The sequence below is a fragment of the Bifidobacterium ruminantium DSM 6489 genome (assembly GCF_000770925.1).
GTDB lineage: Bacteria > Actinomycetota > Actinomycetes > Actinomycetales > Bifidobacteriaceae > Bifidobacterium > Bifidobacterium ruminantium.
Map to the genome: position 1 here is coordinate 57,613 of NZ_JDTK01000013.1, position 17,966 is coordinate 75,578.

The 17,966-nt window shown below is 62.1% G+C and carries 14 protein-coding genes and 2 tRNA genes; 11 read left to right on the forward strand and 5 right to left on the reverse strand.

Annotated elements, in window-relative coordinates:
• Positions 1–26: 26 nt before the first annotated feature.
• Positions 27–1,082: a LacI family DNA-binding transcriptional regulator gene (locus OU26_RS06260; protein ID WP_026646572.1), complete on the reverse strand. Its 1,056-nt coding sequence runs from the start codon at positions 1,080–1,082 to the stop codon at positions 27–29.
• 137 nt (positions 1,083–1,219) lie between these two features.
• The gene (locus OU26_RS06265; protein WP_026646571.1) at positions 1,220–1,480 is read right to left on the reverse strand and encodes an HPr family phosphocarrier protein; all 261 of its coding nucleotides are present in this window, start codon (positions 1,478–1,480) and stop codon (positions 1,220–1,222) included.
• Between the two features lie 340 nt (positions 1,481–1,820).
• Between OU26_RS06265 and ptsP the strand changes: the two genes are divergently transcribed.
• From ptsP to OU26_RS06285, 4 genes are all read left to right on the forward strand, one after another.
• On the forward strand, positions 1,821–3,470 hold the full coding sequence (gene ptsP / locus OU26_RS06270) for a phosphoenolpyruvate--protein phosphotransferase (RefSeq protein WP_026646570.1): 1,650 nt from the start codon (positions 1,821–1,823) through the stop codon (positions 3,468–3,470).
• Between the two features lie 244 nt (positions 3,471–3,714).
• Positions 3,715–4,272, forward strand: a complete 558-nt coding sequence (locus OU26_RS06275) for a YbhB/YbcL family Raf kinase inhibitor-like protein (protein ID WP_026646569.1) — start codon at positions 3,715–3,717, stop codon at positions 4,270–4,272.
• Between the two features lie 119 nt (positions 4,273–4,391).
• Entirely contained in the window at positions 4,392–5,984 is a 1,593-nt protein-coding gene (locus OU26_RS06280; RefSeq protein WP_026646568.1) for a C69 family dipeptidase, read from the forward strand.
• Between the two features lie 286 nt (positions 5,985–6,270).
• Complete coding sequence (locus OU26_RS06285) at positions 6,271–7,788, forward strand: formate--tetrahydrofolate ligase (protein ID WP_026646567.1); 1,518 nt, start codon at positions 6,271–6,273, stop codon at positions 7,786–7,788.
• Between the two features lie 427 nt (positions 7,789–8,215).
• On the opposite strand, the gene OU26_RS06290 is transcribed toward OU26_RS06285, so the two are convergent.
• The gene (locus OU26_RS06290) at positions 8,216–8,563 is read right to left on the reverse strand and encodes a phenylpyruvate tautomerase MIF-related protein (RefSeq protein WP_026646566.1); all 348 of its coding nucleotides are present in this window, start codon (positions 8,561–8,563) and stop codon (positions 8,216–8,218) included.
• A 107-nt stretch (positions 8,564–8,670) separates the two neighbouring features.
• Here OU26_RS06290 and OU26_RS06295 point away from each other — a divergent pair, with 107 nt between their 5' ends.
• Positions 8,671–9,207: a GtrA family protein gene (locus OU26_RS06295; protein ID WP_026646565.1), complete on the forward strand. Its 537-nt coding sequence runs from the start codon at positions 8,671–8,673 to the stop codon at positions 9,205–9,207.
• A gap of 121 nt (positions 9,208–9,328) precedes the next feature.
• Here the strand turns inward: OU26_RS06295 and OU26_RS06300 are convergent, their stop codons facing one another.
• Positions 9,329–10,753, reverse strand: a complete 1,425-nt coding sequence (locus OU26_RS06300) for an MFS transporter (RefSeq protein WP_026646564.1) — start codon at positions 10,751–10,753, stop codon at positions 9,329–9,331.
• 412 nt (positions 10,754–11,165) lie between these two features.
• Here OU26_RS06300 and OU26_RS06305 point away from each other — a divergent pair, with 412 nt between their 5' ends.
• Both OU26_RS06305 and OU26_RS06310 read left to right on the forward strand, forming a co-directional pair.
• Positions 11,166–11,825, forward strand: coding sequence for a histidine phosphatase family protein (locus OU26_RS06305; protein WP_026646563.1), 660 nt, complete (start codon positions 11,166–11,168; stop codon positions 11,823–11,825).
• 109 nt (positions 11,826–11,934) lie between these two features.
• Positions 11,935–12,957, forward strand: coding sequence for a hypothetical protein (locus OU26_RS06310; protein WP_026646562.1), 1,023 nt, complete (start codon positions 11,935–11,937; stop codon positions 12,955–12,957).
• A gap of 110 nt (positions 12,958–13,067) precedes the next feature.
• On the opposite strand, the gene OU26_RS06315 is transcribed toward OU26_RS06310, so the two are convergent.
• Positions 13,068–14,339, reverse strand: a complete 1,272-nt coding sequence (locus tag OU26_RS06315; protein WP_051592932.1) for a DUF805 domain-containing protein — start codon at positions 14,337–14,339, stop codon at positions 13,068–13,070.
• 161 nt (positions 14,340–14,500) lie between these two features.
• Between OU26_RS06315 and gltX the strand changes: the two genes are divergently transcribed.
• The 4 genes from gltX to OU26_RS06335 all read left to right on the forward strand — a co-directional run bounded on the left by gltX (position 14,501) and on the right by OU26_RS06335 (position 17,952).
• Positions 14,501–16,021 carry a glutamate--tRNA ligase gene (gene gltX / locus OU26_RS06320; protein ID WP_033498984.1) on the forward strand — a complete coding sequence of 507 codons (1,521 nt, stop codon included), beginning with the start codon at positions 14,501–14,503 and terminating at the stop codon, positions 16,019–16,021.
• A gap of 218 nt (positions 16,022–16,239) precedes the next feature.
• Positions 16,240–16,312 (forward strand) — tRNA-Glu (locus OU26_RS06325).
• Positions 16,313–16,350: 38 nt separating this feature from the next.
• Positions 16,351–16,425: transfer RNA gene (locus tag OU26_RS06330), tRNA-Gln, on the forward strand.
• A 129-nt stretch (positions 16,426–16,554) separates the two neighbouring features.
• Positions 16,555–17,952 carry a metallophosphoesterase gene (locus OU26_RS06335; protein WP_026647249.1) on the forward strand — a complete coding sequence of 466 codons (1,398 nt, stop codon included), beginning with the start codon at positions 16,555–16,557 and terminating at the stop codon, positions 17,950–17,952.
• Positions 17,953–17,966 lie beyond the last annotated feature (14 nt).

The window sequence follows — 17,966 nt, forward strand, 5'->3', positions numbered from 1 at the left end:
TAATTACCGGCGATTCGATTCGCGATTCACCGGCGGAACACCGAGGAATCCCGCACAATAAGCTGCGGGGCGAGCATGACGCGGGGCGCGCGCACGTTGCCGCCGGACGCATCAGTCGTCTCAGCCGCGCCTCCGGCAGGGCTGGAAGCCAGCAATTGCAGGCACTCCGACACGATGCGTTCGAAGGGCGCGCGCATCGACGTCAATTGTGGCATGGTGGTGCGCGCGATGGGGGAGTCGTGGTAGCCGACCACCAGCACATCCTCCGGCACGCGGATGCCCAGCGCGTCCAGCGCCACCATCACGCCGAACGCGATCGTGTCGTCGGCGCAGACCACGGCCTCCGGCTGCACGATCGGCCCGTTGAACAGCCGCATGGCGCAATCGAATCCGCGCTGCACCGTGCATGCGCCGAACCGGTTCCAATCCTCGTCCGTGGCGAGCCCGTACGTGCGCAGATGCGTGTGGAACATGGTGAAGAGCTCCGCCGATTCGAAGGACAGCTCGTTGCCGGCCATATACGCGACGGATGCGATGCCCTGTTCGGTGAGATGCCGGACGACGGTCTCCATCGCGACGTCTTCGTCGATGCCGACCATGGACACGTGCGGCGAGGTCTGCCGTCCGCCGATCTGCACGATCGGCAATGCGTCCGCGTGGCGACTCAGCGTTTCGGCATGGTCGGCTCCGGGCGCGGGCATCACGATCAGGCCGTCCACATGACGATCGATCAGCGATTCGATACGTTCCTTTTGCGCTTCCTGCGTGGCGCCGATACCCAGTAGAAGCTGTTGTGATTCCACGTCGATGGTCGGCTCGATCGTGTCGAGCAGTTGCGCGGCGAACGCGTCCGTGGCGCTGGGAATGACCAATCCGATGGTTTTGGTCACATCGCTGCGCAGCGCGCTGGCCGCGTAATTGACGGAGTAGCCGAGTTGCTTGGCGGCTTCGCGCACGCGCCGCGCGATGTCGTCGTCTTTGCTTCGTTTGCCGGATAGCACGCGGGAGACGGTGGCGATGGATACGTTGGCCATCGCCGCGACATTGGTTATGGAGCTGCCGCCGTCGGCTTTGCCTGCCATGCGCACCGTACCTTCCTGAAGTGGGAACCCGGAATCAGAAGCGGGAACCCGGAATCGAAAGACCCATCAAGAATAGAACGACCGCCCGTCGAATCGGCGGGCGGTCTCAAAACCTTGGAATGTCGGCGACGGAAGCGTCACTCGGCGTTGACGAGGATGTTGGCCAGGCTGTCGGCCACGGCCTCGGCGTTGTCGCCTTCGACGTTGATGACCACGGTGTCGCCCTGCTTGATGCCCAGGCCCATGATGGACAGGATGGAGCCGGCTGGGACGGCATTGCCGCCTTCCTTGGCGATGGTCACGGTCTGGCCGGAAGCGGTGACGGCCTGAGCGAACATTGCGGCCGGACGGGCGTGGATGCCGACCGGATCGTTGATGACGAGATTGCGGACTGCCATGATGGACTCCTTCAATGGTTGGTGTTTGATTGCGTTTACGCTAGGTATTTTCGATATTTACACGTCGATGCGTATCGATTTTTGCGTATCGATTGCATTTGCGCGGCGACGGCCGGCATCTGCTTTTCTTAATGCTTAGTGTAACACATTTCGCTCGACACAGAAAACGTTTACCGGTTTTGTTTTGCGGAAATTTTGTGTATACTGATTGCAGGCTGAAAACGATTTACCGGCGAAGACGGTGGGGATTGTTGCAGTAACTTATGCGCATGGCAGGTGTAATCCTGCAATCGTTTGCGTACCCAATATTTTTTCCAAGGAAACAGGAAAGGGAGTTCCCATGAACATCAAGGGTGTTGGTATCGGTCGTGGCGTCGCAGTCGGCCCGGTCATTCGTATGGCCGCCCCGCTTCCGGAGCCGTCGGACGCGCCGCGTGCGGAAGGCGTCTCCGCGGAAAGCGAAATCGCCCGCGTCGAGAAGTCGCTCGCCCTCGTCAACGCCGACCTGAACCGTCGCGCCGAAGAGGCCGCCAACGGAGACGAAGGCGCCAAGCAGGCCGCCCCGATCCTGCAGGCCATCGCCATGTTCGCATCCGACCCGTCCCTCGCGCAGTCCATCAAGGACCTCATCAACCAGGGCAAAACCGCCGAACGCGCCGTGCTGGAAGGCTTCGCCGCTGTCGAGGACATGTTCCGCGCCATCGGCGGATACCAGGCCGAACGCGCCGCCGACCTGCACGACGTCGGCCAGCGTGTGATCGCTGACCTCATGGGCGCCCCGGCACCGGGCCTGCCGACCAGCGAAACCCCGTTCGTGCTCGTGGCCGAAGACCTGTCCCCGGCCGACACCGCCGCGCTCGACATGTCCAAGACCCTGGCCATCGTCACCTCCCAGGGCGGCCCAACGTCCCACACCGCCATCCTGGCGCGCGCACGTGGCATCGTGGCGGTCGTTTCCGCCGCCGAAGCCGAAGATCTCCAGAACGGCACCAACGTCATCGTCAATGCAGCCAAGGGCGAGATCACGGTCGATCCGACCGAAGAGGAGATCGCAGCCGCTGAAGCTGCCAAGTCCCGCGCCGCCGCAGCCAAGGAGCTGCGCGGCAAGCCGGGCTCCACCAAGGACGGACACCTGATTCCGCTGCTCGCCAACGTCGGCAAGCCGTCCGACGCCGCGAAGGCGCTGGAATACGGCGCCGAAGGCGTGGGCCTGTTCCGCACCGAATTCCTGTTCATCGGCAACTCCGAGCCGCCGACCGTCGAAGAGCAGACCAAGGCCTACACCGAACTGCTCAGCCAGTTCCCGGGCAAGAAGGTCGTGATCCGCATGCTCGACGCCGGCGCCGACAAGCCTCTGCCGTTCCTCACCCCGGAGGACGAACCGAATCCGGCCCTCGGCCTGCGTGGTCTGCGCACCCTGCGCGCCCACATGGACGTGCTCGAAGGCCAGCTCAAGGCGCTCGCCGCCGCGGATGCTGCCACCGACGCCAACCTGTGGGTCATGGCCCCGATGGTGGCCGACCAGCATGAGGCCGACTACTTCGTCAAGCTCGGCAAGAGCTTCGGCCTGAAGTTCGTGGGCGCGATGGCCGAAGTGCCGTCGATCGCCCTCATGGCGGACAAGGTGGCCGACGTGGCCGACTTCGTGTCCATCGGCACCAACGACCTGACCCAGTACACGCTCGCCGCCGACCGTACCCTCGGTTCCGTGGCCAACTATCAGACCGCCTGGCATCCGGCGGTGCTGCGCGCCATCAAGATGATCTGCGACGCGGGCAACGCCAAGGGCATGCCGGTGGGCGTGTGCGGCGAGGCCGCGGCCGATCCGGATCTGGCCGTCGTGCTGGCCGGCCTCGGCGTCAACTCCCTGTCCATGACCCCGGTCGCGCTGGACGACGTCCGCGCGGCCCTCGCCGAAGTCACCTTCGAAGAGGCCAAGGCCAAGGCGGCCGCCGCCCTCAACGGCGACTTCTACAAGCCGGCCGAGTGATTCCCCTTCTTTCCTTCACTCGGCTGTGTCTGGGCTTTGCGGCTGCGATTCCCGCGGCCGCAGGGTTTCGACACATGTATCTGTGCCTATGAGAACGATGTCTCCAAGGTTCTGATAGGCCCTGTTTCCCGGAAACGACCCCGTTTCGTGCGATTGCCGCACGGATGGGGTCGTTTTCGGTTGCAGGCTTTCGGTTTCCGGCGAATCGGACGCGTTGTACATTGGTATGCGCGATACTGGAGATATGAAGATTTCCGCAGATTTCACCGTCATTCCCGCCGCGTTCGCCAAGGCGGCGCCGCCTGAGAATCGCATCGACGGCACTCCGATCGTTTCCTTCCCCTTCTACATCGACGAGCTTGACCCTGCCGTGCAGTTCCTGCATTGGGAATTCGTCGATCCCGATTCCATTCCGGTATGCGGCTTCCAATGGAACCATTGGGCGCTCGCCAACCTGCCCGTGGACGCGCTGATGTACGATTTCAACGATTCCCACGCATTGGCGATTCCAGCCGATTTCTCCCGCACGGTTTCCGCGATGATTCCCGAAACGGTGCAGGGTCGCACTTCCGCCGCGTCGCCGCTGCTCAAGGGACGCAGCACTGACCCGGCCGTCACCATGCGCTATAACGGGCCGTGCCCGCCTGACAAGGACCACGACTACTATCTGCACGTATGGGGCACCACGGCTCCGCTTGCCGGACTCAACCAGGGCTTCTGGCTCAACGAGATGGAGCGCGCGCTGCGCACCTCCGGCACCATCGCGGACCAGGGCGGCGTCTTCCTGACCGGCAAGGCCTGATCGCAGCCGGCCTTGCAAAACCGGTATCGCACGTGTGCCGCATATCGCCGTGCGAACCGCATGAAACACACGTATAGGCAACACCTATCAGCAACACCATCGAAAGGAATTGCAAACACATGGCATGCACCACGATTCTGGTCGGCAAGGACGCGAGCTACGACGGATCGACCATCATCGCCCGCAATGAGGACAGCGCGAACGGCGAATTCTGCCCGAAGCGTTTCGTCGTCGTCAAGCCCGAGGAACAGCCGAAGCATTACAGGAGCGTGCTGTCCCACATCGAAATCGACTTGCCGGACGATCCGCTGCAGTACACGGCCGTGCCGAACGCTGACCTGAAGGAGGGTATCTGGGGCGAAGCCGGCGTCAATGAGGCGAACGTGGCCATGAGCGCCACCGAAACCCTCACCACCAACGAGCGTGTGCTTGGCGCTGACCCGTTCGTGGAGCTCACCCCGGCCAAGGGCCAGCCCGGTGCCGACGGCTATGAGCCGGAAGTGCCCGGCGGCATCGGCGAGGAGGATTTCCTCACCCTCGTGCTGCCATACGTCAAAACCGCCCGCGAGGGCGTGACCCGTCTCGGCGAACTGCTCGAGAAGCACGGCACGTATGAGATGAACGGCGTCGCCTTCTCCGACGTCAATGAGATCTGGTGGCTCGAAACCGTCGGCGGCCACCATTGGATCGCCAAGCGTGTGCCGGACGAGGCGTACGTGACCATGCCGAACCAGCTCGGCATCGACGAATTCGACCTCGACGACGCCCTCGGCGACCAGGAGGAGCACATGTGCTCTGCGGATCTGGGCGAGTTCATCGAACGCAACCATCTGGATCTGGCCGTGGAGAACGTCACCCCGTTCAATCCGCGCGACGCCTTCGGTTCCCACTCCGATTCCGACCACGTCTACAACACGCCGCGCGCCTGGTACATGCAGCGCTTCCTCAACCCGTACGACGAGCAGTGGGACGGCCAGGACGCCGACCATCAGCCGACCTCGGACGACATTCCGTGGGCCCGCCAGCCCGATCGCAAGATCACCATCGAGGACGTGAAGTACGTGCTGAGCTCCCACTACCAGGGCACCCCGTACGATCCGTACGGCATCCTCGGCGACCAGCATTCGCGCCACATGTTCCGCCCGATCGGCATCAACCGTCAGAGCCAGCTGTCCGTCATGCAGATCCGCCCGTACCGTCCGCAGGTCAACCGCGCCGTGCAGTGGATCGCCTACGGCTCCAACCCGTTCAACACGCTCGTGCCGTTCTATCCGAACGTCGGCTCCACGCCGAAGTATCTCGAGGACACCACCACGCGCGTCACCTCCGAGAACTTCTACTGGGAGAATCGCATCATCGCGGCCCTGTGCGACGCCAACTTCGCCGACACCTCCAACGCGGTGGAACGCTACCAGGAGAAGACCGGCGGCATGGGCCACCGCATGATCGCCGCCACTGATGAGCAGATCGCCCGTCTGGTGGAAGGCGTGTCCGACGAATTCGAGACGGATGACGAAAACGGCGACGTGCAGCCGTTGGAGCCGGACGAGGTTATCAAGGCCGTGCGCAACGGCGAAGCCCGCGACGTGCTCGCCGCTGCCAACGAGACCATGGCCGCGCAGCTCAAGGAGAAAACCGACAAGCTGCTCGATTCCGTGCTCTACACCACCAGCATGAACATGAAGAACGGCTTCCACATGTCTGACTTCTGACGGTTCCCGCAGGCGTTTTCGCGATTGTCCATGAGCCGTCTGCGACCGCCCATGCATATATGAATTCCGGCTTCCGTACGGCGCTCGCCGCCGACCGTTTTCACATGACGGTCGGCGCGCGTCCGCTGTGTGGAGTCGGTTTTTCCATTGGTAATGCGGGCTTATTAGAATGGCGGTTGTCTTTGCTTTTCCGCTCGGGCCTGCGTTGCGTGCAAGAAACGTGCAGCATGCGTATCGCACGCGCGGCGCCGCGTCCGGCGGAATGCTTTCCCAAGAAAGGAGCCCAGTGACCAGCATTGAGGATTTCACCAGCCAGTACGGCCTGGTGCAGAAGATTGATGCGTTCGGCTATCTCGATTACCTGAAGAAGAATCCTGATGCGCCGCGCAAGCATGGCAAGGTCGTTCTCGTCACCGCCGACACCCCGCTGAAGGCGTCCCGCGGCGAAGGCAAGACCACCACCACGATCGCGCTGATCGACGCGTTGCGCGAACGTGGCATCGACGCGGCCGCCGTGCTTCGCCAGCCGAGCATGGGCATCACCGCAGCCGGTTCCAAGGGCGGCGCCTCCGGTGGCGGCAAGGCCTCCCTGACCCACCCGGAGCTGATCGACTGGGGTCTGTGCGGCGAGATGGGCGCCATCGAGGCGGCCCAGAACCTGCTGGTCTCCTTCGCGGAGAAGGCCGTGGACGAAGGCAAGCTCGACACCATCCTCGTGCCGCGCGTCTCCGAAGTGCCGTCCCGCTCCCTGCGCCAGATCGCGGTGGACCGCGGCAAGGGCGATGTGCCCGAACGCGTGGTGCTCACCCCGACCTGTGAGCTCATGCAGATCGTCGTGCTGTCCCGTTCCATGGAAGAGATCTCCGACCGCGTGTCCAAGATGATCGCCGGCACGAAGGACGGCAAGGCCGTGACCTTCGGCGAGTTCATCGACCTGTGGCGCATCACCGGCATCTTGGGCGACGCCGTCAAGCCGGCCAAGACCGAGACGGTGAATGGCTCCCCGGTGTACGTGCATGGCGGCCCGTTCGCCAACGTGTCCATCGGCATCCCGACGCTGGTCTCCGTGGAGATGGCCTGCGCGCTGCACGATGTGGTCATCGTCGAAGCCGGTTACGGCACCGACGCCGGCGCGCAGAAGTGGCTGGACATCGCCTGCCGTGAATACGGCGCCCAGTGGCCGTCCGCGGCCATCGTCGTGACCCGCGCCTCCACGTGGCGCGACGATCCGGATCTGGCCTGGCGCTACCCGTTCCATGTGCAGCGTCTCGAAGGTCTTGACATCCCCACCTTCCCGCTCATCAATCTGTGGGATGGCGAGGACGATCAGATTCCGGCGCTCAAGGCCACGGCCAAGGAACTGGAGTTCCGCGATCCGATCATCGGCAACCTGTATCGCGACGGCGGCGACGCGCTCGCCCCGCAGCTCGACGCGTTCGCCGATGCCGTGATGAACGGTTCCATGCCGGCCGAACCGCACAGCCACAAGGGCATGGCTCTGGTGGAGAACGTGCGTTGGGTGGCCGAGCATGCGTATGGCGTTCCGGCCGACCGTGTGATTCTGAAGGACGGTTTCGCCGAGTCGTTGCAGGCCGCCGAGGGTCTGTGCGCCAGCGCGGGCGTCGATTTCGGCTCGCTCGCTCTGGTGGCGGTGAAGTCCCCGGCCACCATGACCGACAACGACCGTGCTCCGGAAAACGAACGCACCGTCACCCTGAAGAAGGTGGAGGTGCATGCCGGCGCCGGTCTGGTGCACGTGAACCTCACCACATCCCTGACCACTCCGATGCCGAAGATCGTCTGATCCTGGCTTTTGCGAGCTTCAGGCCGCTGGTTCCATTCGGGCCGGCGGCCTTTTCTTTGCGCACGTCGGCTGATGCCCGCGTTTATTTGACGAGTAACCCGGAAAATGGTGGTCGAGTCGCGCAAAACGGCCATTTTCCAACGATTTTTTATTTGACGGTTATTTGACGGATCTCGGTTGATCAGGTGGGTGGCGGCAATGCGAAGAAGCCGAGATTGCGCCATGAGCGTTGATTGACGCTTTCCAAAAACAGCTAAGTGGCTTGTTTGTGGCACTGAAACGGCGATAGGCCAAGTATGAGACCTGGAATTCCAAGGCCCATACTCGGCCTATCTGGTTTTGGCTGCCATAAGTAGGCGAACTGTCCTACGAGAGAGACATCAATCTGCCATCAATAGCCGAATTGGCGGCTGCCGGTGGAACTTCGTCAGAAGTTCCCACCATTCCATCCCCAGTCGGTGGTGGCGGTGTAGCGGATGTACGTGCGGTCCTTCGGAATGCCGAGTTCCTTGTTCAGCGCGGCCATGATCTGCTCGGTCAGCTTCTCCCAGGCGGAACCCGGCACGGAACGGCCGAACACGTTCACCTCCACATAGGCTGCCGGCTTGGAGTCGTCGCCGCCGAAGTAGATCGGCATATTGTCTTCGAACGGGCACATCAGCCAGCCTTCGGACTTGCCGGGGACTGCGGTGATGGCCTTGCCGTAGGCGGCCTTCAGCGCCTCGCGCTGCTCAGGGGTGGTGGAAACGGAAACATGCGTGTGAATGACTGGCATTGCTGCTCCTTGCAATCGTTGGAAAATAATGTCCTTCGTCACCCAAGTCTAGGTGGTCTGCGTGCGCGTGTTTAATATTCTGTGTGAAAAAACTGATTGAACAGCTGATGAAATTCGGCATTGTGGGCGTGATCGCCTTCATCATCGACTGGGGCATCCTGAATCTTCTGGTCGGCCTGTTCCACATGCATAATGTGCTCGCCGCCACCATCTCCTTTATCATCTCCCTGATCTTCAACTACGTGGCCAGCATGAAGGTCGTGTTCAAGCATCGCGACGATATGGCGCGTTGGATGGAGATCGTCATCTTCGTGGTCGGCGCGGTGATCGGCCTGTTCATGAACGACGCCATCATCTGGATCTCCACGTACGGCATGAACCACGATGCCTACGTGTCGCAGAGCACCGAATACCTGATCCGCACCAACGTGGGCAAGCTCATCGCCACCGCCGTGGTGATGGTGTGGAACTTCCTGACCCGCAAGTGGCTGCTGGACGATACGCACACCAATGCGATGAACCGCTTGAAGAAGCAGGAGAACCGCCTGACTCCCGAAGAGCTGGAGGCCAAGTGGGAGAACAGCTTCTCGCACAAGCTCGGCGTGTGGTCGCTGGAACATACGCCCAAGGGCTGGCCGAAGTAACTCCCAAATAACGGGGTAACGAAAAGCGCGTCCGAATCCATTGCGATTCGGACGCGCTTTTCGTTATGCGGATTGTCTGCCGTGCCTGCCGGTTACCCGTCGGCATCCGGCACATGCTCCGTCACACGCTCACGCTGGTGAGCATCGGTTGCTCCGTGGATTCCTTGATCTGCTTGAAGCCGAGCATGGCGATTGCCAGCGAAGTCAATGCCAACGCCGTCACCACGATGAAGCCGCCCTGCGAGCCCATGCGGTCGATGAACTGTCCCGCGATCGCGGAGCCCACCGAACCGCCGATCGAATTCATCGCGCCCATCCAAGCCATGCCTTCTGTAAATCGTGTGGGCGGGACCAAATGCAGCATCAGCTGGTTGCCGTTCACCCACGTCGGCGACTGGCAAACACCGATGCACAGGTAGATGATCATGATCACCCATAGATGCTTAGCGAACATGAATGAGCCGATGCCCAGATTCACCACCGCAAGGCAGAAGTAGAAACGTTTCCACAGCGGAATCTTCCAATTCTTCGCGCCGTACACAAGTGCGCCAATCAGCGAGCTGAGCGAGAAACAGGAGAACACGAAACCGGTGTACTGCTTCATATGCGCTTCCGTGGCGAATGCAACAATCGAAATGCTGGCGGCCGACTGGAATGCCCCCAAGCCGAACCACGTCACGCACACGGCGATCAGGCCTGGCCCCCAAATCGATTCCTTGCGACCGGCTTTTATATCCGCTTCGGCTTTCTGCATCGCGGCCTTCACCTCAGCGGCCGTCTTGCCTTCCGCACGCGCCTTGTCGCGCGCGTACTCCACCGCGGCCTCGGCCTGCAGCGCCTTGGACCGGGCGGCCTCGCGCTCGCGGTACTCCTTGCGGGTCATGCCCGCCTCGCGGGCCAGCTGGGTCTGCGATTTCGGCTCGGTCGTAAGCTCCGTCAGGAACATCAGCGCGCCGATCACCACGCACATGCCGGTGAACGAGAACGCCAGCAGTCCGGAGATCACGGCTAATGTGGACGCCGGCGGATTGCCGATAACCCACATGCACTCGTCGAATACGCCGGACAGCGACAGCGCACGGTTCGTCTTCTCCGCATCGCCCTTGAGCAATGTGGTCCAACGTTGACGGCTCATCGCGCCCCACGGCGGAATCGCGGCCATGAACGGCACTATGCAGAACAGGATCCACGACGGCACGCGTGCGGTGATGCAGGAGACCAGCGCGATCGCCGCCACCATCCACACGATGATTGTGGGAATCGACACCTGCCGTTGACCGAATTTGTCGACCAGCTTGCCGAACACCGGGCTCGCCACGGCCAGCGCGATCGCCTGCACGGCCGTCATCGCGCCCGCCAGCGAATAGTTGCCGTAGTAATGCTGCACGGAAATCGTGATCGTCATGCCGACCATCGGGAACGGCATGCAGGCGATCACCGAGCCGATGGAGAAGCGCGCGGTGTGTGGTATGCGCAGAAGCTCCGCGTACCCTCCGAAAAGACGTTGGCCGGCGTCCTTGACGCTGGCGAGGACAGTATTGGACATGCTCCGCCGCTCCTTTCTGCTCACGGTTTTGTTTGCCGCGTCCACGGCTTTGCGTCGCCGTGGGCTGATGATGCTTACCCCTGGAAATAATGTTGGTGAACCGCTTCCGCGCATAGCCTTCCCGCCTGGCGATCGCAATGCGTCAATCGATTGACGCAGCTGGCATGCCGAGCAGGGGAAAGTATGGGGGTTGCGTGTTGTTTATGCGTCTTTGTGGACCAAGGAAAACTCTATGCGCAGATACCGTCGTGACACGCGGCACGTCGGCATGGGAAACGATATTCGATTCGGTTGGATGGTCTACGTAGGATTACGTAGGTATGCAAGAACAGAGGGCCGGCGGCTGACCGAACCGCGGAGCAGCCGGGACACCGGCGAAACGGACCGGCCCGCCATAGGAAAGGCGGCCAAGATGCCGGCGACAACCATCCATTTCGTACGCCACGGCAAGGTGGAGAATCCCGGACACCTGTTGTACGAGCGCCTGCCGGGCTTTCACCTGTCGGAATTGGGTGTCCGCATGGCGCAGGCCACCGCGCACTACATCGCCGTCAGCCCGCAGCTGAACACCGTGTCCGCCGTCTATTCGTCACCGCTGGAACGCACGCGCGAAACCGCCGGAGAAATCCTCGAATCGCTCAACTCGGTGCGCGGCCTGCGCGACGAGCGGCCGCTGGAACTCAAGACGGACGAGCGCCTGATCGAGGCACGCAACGAATTCCGCGGCAAACGCATCGGCTTCGGCGAAGGCGCGCTGTGGAAGAACGGCAACTGGAAACTGGTGCGCAACCTGTGGAAGCCAAGCTGGGGCGAAAGCTACCAATCGATCGCGCGCCGCATGCAGGACTTCGCGTTGGAGAAAGTCGACGAATACTCGGGCAAGCAGATCGTGGTGGTCAGCCACGAATCACCCATTTGGAGCTACCGCCATATGCTGGAAACCGGTCACCCCGAACACAACATGCTGCTGCGCCACACCGCGCTCGCATCCATCACCTCCATCACGTACGATTGCGATACCAAGGAAGTGCTGTCCATCACATATGTAGACCCCGTGGCGGGCGTCGAGTAAGGTGGGCATAAGGAACGGACAGTCGACGGCGACCGGCGATGGTCGAAGCCGACCGTCCGATCAGGTATACGACATCGGACATACGACATCGGACATACAAGGAGGATGCATGCCTTTCGTTATTGATCAGGAGACGGTCACTTCGATGCTCAACTCGCAAGTGGTCGCTACCGCCATCGATCTAGGTATCGATCTGGTCAAAATGTGGCCGCTGCAGACGGCGCAGGAATTGGAGAACGACGCGCGTTACGCGGAAGATCTGCAAGTGCGCTTCTCCTGCATGATGGCGCAGACGCTGCTGAAGCGTTCCGAACAAATCGAACAATCCGTCGCGGAGGCTGCGTACGAAGGCATGGACGTGATTCCCGGTTGTGATCGGGACGTCATGCATGCTTTGATGAACGCCAATCAGGCCTATGATGTGCTGTCGACCTACCGTGGTGTCAACGGTGCCGACCTGTTCCTGGAAGCCGCCAGAACGCTTGGCATCGATGTGGAGGACCGCATCGAACGGGGGATTCGCGGAGTGATGGCTAGCGTGGCGCGCACGATGCGTGACACCTCCGGTTTTGAAATCGACGACGATGTGGTGGAGGAGGTCGGGCTGTGCAAGTCCGTCACGGTGGATCGCGATGTGCTCGCACGGCGGTATCTGGCTTCGGTGACTGTCGGCGACGCCTTGCTGAACCTCATGTGCTACGACGTTGAGGATCAGCAGGAGCAGGCCATCCGCGCGTTGCCGGTGCTGCTGTATATCAACGGTCTGCGTGAGCAGTTGGCCGTTCCGCACACATTCGTCACGGCGGAGCAGCTGGGCTATCTGATCGACCTGCGTGATTCCGCGCGGCGGTTCGGCGATTGTAAGCCGGTGTTCGCCAATTCCTTCTGTCCGCAGACCTTCGTCGCCACGGTACGGTATCTCGCCATGTTCGCCGGGCAGGAATGGGCTGAGCACGCCTCGTATCTGCGGTGGGATCCGAAGAAGGCCGAACAGGAGGCCAAGGACGAGGATGAGCGCAGGAGCAAGGAGGCGCTCGCCAAGAAATTCAATCTGACGAAGGATGATTCGTCCGATTCGGCCGATTCGGATTCCGGCACGGCCGACGGCGCGGATTCGGAGCCGCGCGAATAGGCGTCCTCCGTTTTTCGTCCCATATTTCGATTCATATATGACGAATCCCGGCTCCTGCGATTGGCAGAGCCGGGATTCGGCGTTTATATGCGCGTCATGCTCGTTCCGAGTCAGTGCTGTTGGGCATCACCGTACGTCGGGGCGTTCGGATCGACTGGAGTGTTCGGCTCCACCGGAGTGTTCGGCTCCACCGGAGTGCTCGCATCGGCCGGTGCGTTCCAATACGCGTCCTGGGACTGGGCGGGCGCCTGCGGCATGGCCGGCATCGGCGGCATGGCCGGAACGGTCGGCACGGCTGGCATGGGCGGCATCGTCGGCTGCTGCACTGCCGGTGCCGTCGGCGCCTCTGTCGCGGCGTATTGCTGCGGTGTGGCGTCGTACTGGGTGGCCTGCGCCGCGTACGGGTCGGCTGCCGGAGCCGTCGGCATTGCCGGCTGCTGCGCGGCGGGCGCGGCATACTGCTGGGGCGCATCATATTGCGGTGCGTCGCCGTACTGCTGGCCTACGTTGTACTGCGCCGCGTACTGCTGCTGCGCGGCATAAGGATCGTTGGTGGTCGCAGCGCCGTTGGGATACGGAAGGGCGGCGGCATTCGGATTGTCGAACCGAGCGCCCTCGGGGTTGCTCTTCTTGGCCATCAGGACGATGTAGAAGATGACCGAGCCCAGCATTGCCAGAACGCCGACGGCGAGCATGATGACGCCGATGGCGGACAGGTTGTTCTTGTCGCCGCTCAGGACGCTTACCATGCCTCCGCAGATAAGAGCTATGCCGCCGGCAAGGAGAATCAGCGAGATGAACTCGATTCCGTAGATGATGGCCAGCATGGTTCCGCGTAGATTGATGTCATGCAGGCGGCGCACGCTGAGCGCGATGGTCGGCACGAGGATGGCAAGCGACCAGAGGCCGCTGACCAGATCGTCGATGGTGGAGATGGCGTCGGAATCGATGACCATTCCCAGCAGCCTGAAGAAGCAGCCGATAAGGAAGCCGATGATGCAGTTGGCGAGGAACCACCACCAGAATTCGCTGCGGGACGCGCGTCCCTTGAACACCGCGTACTTCTTGAAGAAGCGGACGATCGCCTCGCCCATCTTGCAGCCGTAGGCCGGCATGTCAAGCGGTGCGGTCAGATCGAAGAAGCCGCCGCCGGGCTGCGGTGCCGGTGCCGGCTGTCCGTAATTGGCGGCCGCGTACTGCGGATCTTGTCCGTACTGCGGAGCCTGTCCGTACTGCGGTTGTCCGTATGCCGGAGCGTCGTATTGCGGCACCTGGCCGTAATCGGGGGTTCCGTATTGCGGTGCCTGCTGGCCGTAGTCCGGCTGGTTGTACTGCGCCGCCGGCTGTGGCGACTGTGGGTTGTATTGGTTGGGGTCCGTCATTGAGCGCCCTTTCGCAAAATTGGTGATTTGAGAAAAAATCATTTCCCACTGTACTCCCTTGATGGCATGGAGATAGGGGAAATATTGCACTGTGGAACGCCATCGGAGAAAAATGGCGGTCGAAAGGCGTCACGTCCGGTTTGCGCGGCACAATGGAGCCTATGACTGAAGCTGAAAATACCAAACCGGAACTTCCCGAAAACGTCCGCGTGCGTTTCTGCCCGTCGCCGACCGGCATCCCGCACGTCGGCATGGTCCGCACCGCACTATTCAACTGGGCTGAGGCCCGCCACACCAAGGGCACGTTTGTGTTCCGCATCGAAGATACGGACGCCCAGCGCGACTCCGAGGAAAGCTACAACCAGATCATCGAAGCCCTGAACTGGCTCGGCATCGACTGGGATGAGGGCATCAACGTCGGCGGCCCGGACGGCCCGTACCGTCAGTCCGAGCGCGGCGACATCTACAAGGACGTCGCGGCCAAGCTGCTCGAAGCCGGCTACGCGTACGAATCCTTCTCCACTCCTGAGGAGATCGAGGCCCGCAACGTGGCCGCCGGTCGTCCGAAGGCTTTCGGCTACGACGGCTACGACCGCAACTTGACCGAGGAGCAGAAGGCCGCCTTCCGTGCGGAAGGCCGCAAGCCCGCCCTGCGTATCCGCATGCCTGACGAAGACATCGCTTTCGATGACCTCATCCGTGGTCGCATCGAATTCAAGGCCGGTTCCGTGCCGGACTACGTGATCGTCCGTCCGAACGGCGACCCGCTGTACACGCTGACCAACCCGGTCGACGACGCCATGATGCGCATCAACGTGGTGCTGCGTGGCGAGGATCTGCTGAGCTCCACCCCGCGCCAGATCGTGCTGTACCGCTACCTCATCAAGCTGGGCGTGGCCAAGGAAATGCCGCTGTTCGGCCACATGCCGTACGTGATGGGTCAGGGCAACAAGAAGCTTTCCAAGCGCGATCCGGAATCCAACCTGTTCCTGCACCGCGACCACGGCTTCATCCGCGAGGGCCTGCTGAACTACCTGGCGCTGCTGGGCTGGTCCATCGCCCCCGACCGCGACGTGTTCTCCATGGACGAGATGATCGAGAAGTTCGACGTGCGTGATGTCAAGGCCAACCCGGCTCGTTTCGACATCGACAAGGCCATCTCCATCAACGCCGAGCACATCCGCATGCTCGACCCGCAGGACTTCCTGAACCGTTCCGTGCCGTACCTCAAGCGTGACGGCGTGGTGTCCGCCGATTCCTGGGACGCCCTGACCGACCGTGAGCGCGAGGTCCTCACCGCCGCCGCCCCGCTCGTGCAGCCGCGCGTGCGTCTGCTGGGCGAGGTCGCCGGCATGGTCGGCTCCCTGCTGTCCGCCGAGGGCTACATCGAGCCTGACGCCGACGCCAAGAAGCAGCTCAAGGATTCCGCTCCCGAGGTGCTGGACAAGGCCATCGCCGCCCTTGACGGCGTTGCCGAGGCCGATTGGAAGACCGACAACCTGCATGAGACGCTGAACAAGACGTTGGTTGAGGAAGGCGGCTACAAGCCGCGTCTGGCCTTCGGCCCGGTGCGTGTGGCCATGAGCGGCCGCCGCGTGAGCCCGCCGCTGTTCGAATCCATGGAGATCGTCGGCAAGGACGTTTCCATGGCTCGTCTGCGTGGTCTGCGCGAGCACCTGTGATGATGTGACGTCCGCAAGCGTGCGTTGATTCGAAGCCGCTCCTCTGCGCAGGGAGCGGCTTTTTGCATGCCTTTGCATGTTCTCGCATGCTTTCCGCATATTCGCAAAACGGCGGAAAATGGTGCGACACGCCGTGATTTGCATAGTGCTTTGGTTTCGCGTATATTTATCACTCGTTGCGGTTCACGGCACTGCTGAGAATCACAATGATAACTCAAGCCCCCGTCGTCTAGCGGTCTAGGACTACGCCCTCTCACGGCGCCAACACCGGTTCAAATCCGGTCGGGGGTACGACGGACAACTTTTCGAAGTTGCCACGCCTGCCAAATTGGGATGTGGTGTAATTGGCAACACAGCTGATTCTGGTTCAGCCATTCTTGGTTCGAGTCCAGGCATCCCAGCCAATGAGCCCTCGCAGTTGCGAGGGTTTTTTGTTGCCTTGGAAATTCCTTCCACGGCAATCCTTTTCCCGAATCGCAAAAGCCGCCATCCAAAATCGGAATGTGCCGGCCAAAGTGCATTACCCTAGAACTATGACCGAAATGCAGCATGCTGACAAAGCCACGCGCCCGCGCATCCAACCAGCGGAGGAGGGGGATGATCGTCCGCTTTCCGTCTCCGCGCGTCTCGGTCGGCTGCAATTCCATCAATCCGGCAAATTCCGCGTGCTGCAATTCGCCGACATCCAGGACGGGCCGGACGTCAGCAAGGACACCGTCAAACTCATCGAAGCGTCGGTCGACGCCACACGTCCCGACCTCGTCATCTTCAGCGGCAACCAGATCGCCGGATATGACCCCGCGTACGCGCAGACCACACGTAAACGCCGCTGGAGCGCACGCCCGGCCGGCGATGCTTCCAAGGCATCGGAGGAGCGCTATGCGGCCGCTTTGGAGCGCACCCGTGGATTGGTGCGGCAGACCATCGGACGGCTTGTGCAGCCGCTTGCCGAACATGGCATTCCGTGGGCTGTGACGTTCGGCAACCACGATTTCCAGTGCGGACTTGACAATGCCGAGATCGAAGGCATCTGCCGTGAATTCCCGGGATGCCTCAATCCCGCGCGGGAGGAGACGGCGGATGCCGGAACGCGCGACGGGCGGGAAGCGATGTTGCCGGATCAGCCGGCGTATGCGTGCGCGCCCGGCACGTTCGCATTGCCGGTTTCGGACGTCGATCGCACGCACGACGTGCTGGGCTTGGTATTGCTGGATTCCGGCGATTACGCCCGTTCCGGCGGTTATGGAAGCCCCTCCGCGGCCGCGCTGCGCTTCCTCGCCGACGTGCCGGAGCGGATGTGGGCCGCACGGCCACAGGAAGGGCGCGACGGTGCGGGAAAGCTGCTGTGCATGGTCTTCCAGCATTTCCCGGTCGCGCAGTATTACCAGCTGCTCAAGCCGGTCGCGGCCACCGCGGCGCGCGCCATTGAGGGATACCGCGATTTCGCCGGCCGTCATTTCGTGCTTGACGAGGACAAGACGCAGCCCGGCAGCTATCTGGGGGAGGGCGTCAGCTGTCCGGACGCCGATAGCGGAGAATTCGCGATTCTCGGCAAATCGGGATATTTCGCGATTTCCGCGGGACATGACCATCGCAACGCCTTCGTCGGCTCGATCGTGGCCGGGGATGGCGAGGACGAGGACAGGCGGATCATGATGGTCGCCTCGCCGACCAGCGGCTTCGGCTCGTATGGCCCGGTGCCGGAGAAACGCGCTGCACGGCTTTTCGAATTCGATATCCGGCATCCGTACGAGCCGCGCACGCAATTGCTGGAATACGGAGAATTGGTAGGCAAGCCGAGCGCCGGAAGGCCGTACGCGTACGGCATGACGAGCGAATCGAAGCCCGACGCGGAAGGCATGGATCTGCTGCATCGTCCGACATGGTGGGGCAAGGTGCTGGGCAGATTGGCCGCGTTGGTTCGCCGATAGTCTGTGCCAGTCCG

What these genes read in the sequence shown, in the direction of transcription:
- OU26_RS06275 (WP_026646569.1), top strand. Translation starts at nt 3,715, where the DNA reads ATGAAGATTTCCGCAGATTTCACCGTCATTCCCGCCGCGTTCGCCAAG.
- OU26_RS06300 (WP_026646564.1), bottom strand. Translation starts at nt 10,753, where the DNA reads ATGTCCAATACTGTCCTCGCCAGCGTCAAGGACGCCGGCCAACGTCTT.
- OU26_RS06335 (WP_026647249.1), top strand. Translation starts at nt 16,555, where the DNA reads ATGACCGAAATGCAGCATGCTGACAAAGCCACGCGCCCGCGCATCCAA.
- OU26_RS06260 (WP_026646572.1), bottom strand. Translation starts at nt 1,082, where the DNA reads ATGGCAGGCAAAGCCGACGGCGGCAGCTCCATAACCAATGTCGCGGCG.
- OU26_RS06265 (WP_026646571.1), bottom strand. Translation starts at nt 1,480, where the DNA reads ATGGCAGTCCGCAATCTCGTCATCAACGATCCGGTCGGCATCCACGCC.
- OU26_RS06295 (WP_026646565.1), top strand. Translation starts at nt 8,671, where the DNA reads ATGAAATTCGGCATTGTGGGCGTGATCGCCTTCATCATCGACTGGGGC.
- OU26_RS06305 (WP_026646563.1), top strand. Translation starts at nt 11,166, where the DNA reads ATGCCGGCGACAACCATCCATTTCGTACGCCACGGCAAGGTGGAGAAT.
- OU26_RS06280 (WP_026646568.1), top strand. Translation starts at nt 4,392, where the DNA reads ATGGCATGCACCACGATTCTGGTCGGCAAGGACGCGAGCTACGACGGA.
- OU26_RS06310 (WP_026646562.1), top strand. Translation starts at nt 11,935, where the DNA reads ATGCCTTTCGTTATTGATCAGGAGACGGTCACTTCGATGCTCAACTCG.
- gltX (WP_033498984.1), top strand. Translation starts at nt 14,501, where the DNA reads ATGACTGAAGCTGAAAATACCAAACCGGAACTTCCCGAAAACGTCCGC.
- ptsP (WP_026646570.1), top strand. Translation starts at nt 1,821, where the DNA reads ATGAACATCAAGGGTGTTGGTATCGGTCGTGGCGTCGCAGTCGGCCCG.
- OU26_RS06290 (WP_026646566.1), bottom strand. Translation starts at nt 8,563, where the DNA reads ATGCCAGTCATTCACACGCATGTTTCCGTTTCCACCACCCCTGAGCAG.
- OU26_RS06315 (WP_051592932.1), bottom strand. Translation starts at nt 14,339, where the DNA reads ATGACGGACCCCAACCAATACAACCCACAGTCGCCACAGCCGGCGGCG.